Source organism: uncultured Cellulomonas sp. (assembly GCF_963527515.1).
GTDB lineage: Bacteria > Actinomycetota > Actinomycetes > Actinomycetales > Cellulomonadaceae > Cellulomonas.
In genome coordinates, this window is sequence record NZ_CAURTV010000175.1 from 1 (window position 1) to 4,416 (window position 4,416).

Consider the following 4,416-nt stretch of genomic DNA (forward strand, 5'->3'; position numbering starts at 1 on the left):
GCGTTGGCCTGCGCGCGCTCCACCCGCAGCGCCAGCGTGCGCAGCCCGCGCAGCGCGAGCCAGACCTCGAACGGGCCGGCGATCGCCCCGTGCAGCGTGCGGTAGGCGTGCAGCCGCGCGCGCAGGCCGTCGTCGTCCGCGAGCGCGGCGCCGAGCACGACGTCGGTGTGCCCGGCGAGGTACTTGGTGACGGAGTGCACGACCACGTCGGCGCCGTGCTCGAGCGGGCGCTGGACCAGGGGCGTCGCGAACGTGTTGTCCACGCCGACCAGGGCCCCGACGGCGTGCGCGGCCTCGACCAGGGCCGGCAGGTCGGCCACCTCGAGCATGGGGTTGGTCGGCGTCTCGACCCACAGCATCGAGGCGGTCCGCGGCTCGCTCAGTGCCGCGACCACCGCGTCGGTGTCGTCGACGTCGACCTGGGTGACCTCGACTCCCAGTCGCTGCTGCAGGTCTTGGGCGTAGCCGAGCGTCACCTGGTACGCGTGCCGGGGGAGCACGAGCCGCCCGCCCGGGGGCACGAGGGACAGGGCGGCGGCGATGGCGGCCATGCCGGAGGAGAAGACCAGCGCCGGGTGGGCGGAGCCCTCGAGCGCGCCGAGCGTCTCCTCGAACGGGTGCCACGTGGCGGCGTCGATGCGGCCGTACAGCGGCTCGCCGGGTCCGGGCACGCCCTGGGAGACGAAGGTGGACGAGAGGACGACGGGCGGGTTGACGGGGGCGCCCTGCGTGCGCTCCGGCCTGCCGGCCGAGACGACGAGCGTCGCGGGGGAGAGGGCATCGGCAGCGTGCGGGTGGCTCGGCGAGGTCACCGCCGCAGGGTACCCGTCGCCCCGTCCGGTGGGCTGCCCACGGATGCGGCCGCGCTCGCGGAAGGAGCCCGGTCCAGGTCTGTCCGACAGGTAGGGTCGGGCGCGATGGACGCCACCCCCCAGCCCTCGGGCCACGACGACACCCCTGCGCCGACTCCCGGGTCCGGCCGCCGCCCCCGCGTGATGGTCCTGTTCGGCGGGCGCTCCGGTGAGCACGCGATCAGCTGCGCGACCGCCGGCGGCGTGCTGCGGGCCATCGACCGCGACCGCTACGACGTCCTGGCCGTCGGGATCACCCCGGCGGGCCGCTGGGTGCTGGCCGACGACGACCCCGACCGGTGGGCGATCGTCGACGGCCACCTCCCGCAGGTCGAGGACACCGCCGCGCACGTGCTGCTCCCGCAGGCGGTCGACGACCGTGACGTCCAGGTGCTCGAGGCCGGCCGGCTGCCGCGCGTGCTCGGCGAGGTGGACGTCGTCCTCCCCCTGCTGCACGGCCCGTTCGGTGAGGACGGCACGTTGCAGGGCCTGCTCGAGCTGGCGGACGTCCGCTACGTCGGCGCCGGCGTGCTGGCGTCCGCGGTCGGCATGGACAAGCACATGATGAAGCTGGTGCTCGCCGGGCACGGCCTGCCGGTCGGACCGTTCCGCGTCGTCCTTCCCGGCGAGCTCGACCGCGACCCCGAGGGCGTGACCGCCCGGGTCGCCGAGCTCGGGCTCCCGGTGTTCGTCAAGCCCGCCCGTGCCGGGTCGAGCCTCGGCATCTCCCGGGTGACCGACCTGGCGGACCTCCCGGCGGCGATCGCCGCGGCCCACGTGCACGACCCCAAGGTCGTCGTCGAGGCCGCGATCGTCGGGCGGGAGATCGAGTGCGGCGTGCTCGGGGGCCACGACGGCGAGCGGGCGCGCGCGTCGCTTCCGGGCGAGATCGTCGTCACCGACCCGCGGCACGACTTCTACGACTTCGAGGCCAAGTACCTCGACGAGGCGGGGGTCACCCTGGCGTGCCCGGCGGACCTGCCGGACGGGGTCGTCCGGTCCGTCCAGGACGTCGCCGTGCGGACGTTCGAGGCCGTGGGGTGCGAGGGGCTCGCGCGCGTCGACGTGTTCGTCACCCCGGACGGCGACGTCGTGGTCAACGAGATCAACACGATGCCGGGCTTCACGCCCTACTCGATGTACCCGCGGATGTGGGAGGCGTCGGGCCTGGGCTACGCCGAGCTGGTGGACGAGCTGCTGCGGCTCGCGCTGGCGCGTCCGACGGGCCTGCGCTGACCTGTGAGGCCGACCACAGGTCGGCAGGCTACGCTTCCGCCAGTCGTGGGGAACGCGCGACGACACCGACGTCGTCGGTCGCTGCCCGCAGACGTACCAGCGCACGCCCAGCCGGGAGTGCGACCGCGCGGCCGACACGCAGTGACGGCTCTCCGAAGATCGGATGTGACCGTCATGGGTGACACCTACGCCGACCAGCCGCGACGCCCGCGTGGTGACTCCCGCCCCGAGGCCCGCGCGTGAGCCCCGCCACGTCGCCCGTCCCCGCGGCACCTGCGCGCGCGGCGAACGCGCAGGACTACACCGCCCTGGCGGCCTACGTGCGGGAGTCGGGCCTGCTGCGCCGCCGCTACGGCTACTACTGGACGCGCATGGCCGCGGTCGCCCTGGCGTTCGTCGGGATCTGGGTCGCCGTCGTGCTCGTCGGGAACTCGTGGTGGCAGCTGGCGGTCGCCGCGGCCTTCGCGGTGGTGCTCACGCAGGGCGCGTTCCTCGGCCACGACAGCGCGCACCGGCAGGTCTTCACCTCGGGGGCGTGGAACGACTGGACCGCCCGCATCTGGGCCTGCGCCTTCGGTGGCCTGAGCGCCGCGTGGTGGCGCACCAAGCACAACCGGCACCACGCCTCGCCCAACCAGCAGGGCACCGACCCTGACATCGCGCCGGGGGTCGTGGTCTGGACGGCGGACGCGCTGGCCGAGCGGGCCGGCTTCCGTGCGTGGTTCGGCCGCAACCAGGGCTGGTTCTTCTTCCCGCTGCTCACGCTCGAGGGCCTGAGCCTGCACGTGTCGAGCCTGCGCCTGCTGCTCGGCCGGGCGCCGGTGCCGCACCGCTGGGTGGAGCTGCCGATGGTCCTCACCCGGCTCGTGGCGTACCCCGTCGCCCTGTTCGCCCTGCTGCCCGCCGGCAAGGCCGTGGCCTTCATCGCGGTGCAGATGGCGCTGTTCGGCGTCCTGCTGGGCGGCTCGTTCGCGCCGAACCACAAGGGCATGCCCATCATCCCCGCGGGGATGAAGGTCGACTTCCTGCGCCGCCAGGTGCTCACCGCCCGGAACATCCGGGGTGGCATCGCGGTCGACTTCATGATGGGCGGCCTGAACTACCAGGTCGAGCACCACCTCTTCCCGAGCATGCCGCGGCCCAACCTCAAGCACGTGCAGCCGGTGGTCCGGGACTACTGCGAGAAGCTCGACGTGAGGTACACCGAGGTCGGGTTCTTCCGGTCGTACAAGATCGTCGTGGAGTACCTCAACCGCGTCGGGCTCGCGGACCGTGCGGCGTTCGACTGCCCCGTCGCCGCGCAGTACGGGCGCTGAGCGCTACACGCAGGAGCGGACCTCCTCGGTCAGGGCGACCGCGGGACCCAGCTGGTCGACGAACGCCGTCGACCGCTCCGCAGCCACCGCGCTGGGCACGCGCAGCTCGACGGCGGGCTCACGGCCGTAGGTGGTGAACGTCCAGCCGCCGTCCTCGTCCGGCACGACGACCCAGTCGACGCTGGCGCCGCCGGGCGTCTCGACGGTCTGGCAGCCCTCCGTGGTCGGTCCCAGCGGCTCGACACCGCACCGCAGCACCACCGGCGCAGCGGCGTCGCCCCACGCGGCGGCGGCCTGCGCCGTGGTGTCGCGCTGCGGCAGCCCGTCACCGAGCGAGTCGGGCACGGCCAGGACGACGCTCGCGCACACTGGCTCGGTGGCGTGCGGGGCCACCTCGACGGGCACGGCGCTCGCGCAGCCGCCGAGAACGGGGACGGCGGCGACGAGGGCGATCAGGAGCGGGTGTCGGCGGGTCCATGGCACCGGCTCACGGTAGCCCGTGCGCCGCGCGGACCCTCTACCGTGTCGGGGTGACCGGCGACACCCCTGGACCCTCCGACGGCCTCCTCGTGTCCGAGCTGTCCGAGGACGGGCTCCTGGCCAGGATCTTCCCGCTGCTGCCTCGCGGCGACGACACCCTGCTGCCCCCCGGTGACGACGCTGCCGTGGTGCGTGCGCCGGACGGCCGGTTCGTCGTGACCACGGACGTGCTCGTCGAGGACCGGCACTTCCGTCGGGCGTGGTCGAGCGGCGAGGACGTCGGCAGACGTGCGGCCGTGCAGAACCTGGCCGACGTGGCCGCGATGGGTGCCCGCCCCACGAGCCTCGTCGTCGCGCTGGTGGTGCCGGGCGACCTGCCGGCGTCGTGGGTCGACGGGCTGGCCCGCGGCCTGGCCGCCGAGTGCAGCCCGCTCGGGGTGGGCGTCGTGGGCGGCGACCTGTCCGGCGGGCCGCTGGTGGTCGTTGCGGTCACGGCGCACGGCGACCTCGGGGGTCGCGACCCGGTGCTGCGC

5 protein-coding genes are annotated in these 4,416 nt (G+C 74.5%); 3 read left to right on the forward strand and 2 right to left on the reverse strand.

Going from position 1 to position 4,416, the window contains the following annotated elements; translation table 11 throughout:
- Window positions 1-812 (reverse strand): PLP-dependent aspartate aminotransferase family protein (locus RYN42_RS19855; protein WP_315099255.1); only part of this gene is annotated, 812 nt, incomplete at its 3' end.
- Window positions 813-917: 105 nt separating this feature from the next.
- Here RYN42_RS19855 and RYN42_RS19860 point away from each other — a divergent pair.
- Together RYN42_RS19860 and RYN42_RS19865 are read left to right on the forward strand one after the other, a co-directional pair.
- The gene (locus tag RYN42_RS19860; RefSeq protein ID WP_315099256.1) at window positions 918-2,087 is read left to right on the forward strand and encodes a D-alanine--D-alanine ligase family protein; all 1,170 of its coding nucleotides are present in this window, start codon (window positions 918-920) and stop codon (window positions 2,085-2,087) included.
- 239 nt (window positions 2,088-2,326) lie between these two features.
- Window positions 2,327-3,403 carry an acyl-CoA desaturase gene (locus RYN42_RS19865; protein WP_315099259.1) on the forward strand — a complete coding sequence of 359 codons (1,077 nt, stop codon included), beginning with the start codon at window positions 2,327-2,329 and terminating at the stop codon, window positions 3,401-3,403.
- Between the two features lie 3 nt (window positions 3,404-3,406).
- Here the strand turns inward: RYN42_RS19865 and RYN42_RS19870 are convergent, their stop codons facing one another.
- A complete protein-coding gene (locus RYN42_RS19870; RefSeq protein ID WP_315099263.1) occupies window positions 3,407-3,886 on the reverse strand; it encodes a DUF3515 family protein in 480 nt (159 codons plus the stop codon).
- 47 nt (window positions 3,887-3,933) lie between these two features.
- On the opposite strand from RYN42_RS19870, the gene RYN42_RS19875 reads away from it, so the two are divergent.
- Window positions 3,934-4,416 (forward strand): AIR synthase related protein (locus RYN42_RS19875; RefSeq protein WP_315099266.1); only part of this gene is annotated, 483 nt, incomplete at its 3' end.